Genomic DNA, 243 nt, shown 5'->3' on the forward strand with positions numbered 1-243 from the left:
TGGACCAAGTGCTCCAATTACCCCAACGGCACCAGATAATGCAGGAGCAATTGCAGGTAGTAAAGCAAGTAATCCACCACGTAAAGCATTCCCCATGACATTTGATATGGAGTTTGTTATTTTGGAAAGCCTGTTCATCGCATTCTCAAATTTATCTAGTCGCTTTTCAAAGCCGCCCCATATGTCCATTATTTTTATAACAACAGTATTAGGAAGACTCGCTAATGCTGCTCTTGCAATCGC

Annotated in this window: 1 protein-coding gene; it reads right to left on the reverse strand. The window is 42.0% G+C overall.

What is annotated here, in order from left to right:
• On the reverse strand, nucleotides 1–243 hold a 243-nt coding region (locus R0J87_RS23810; RefSeq protein ID WP_498889489.1), incomplete at both ends, for a hypothetical protein.

This window comes from Halomonas sp. SIMBA_159 (assembly GCF_046536035.1).
Taxonomy (GTDB): Bacteria; Pseudomonadota; Gammaproteobacteria; order Pseudomonadales; family Halomonadaceae; genus Vreelandella; species Vreelandella venusta_A.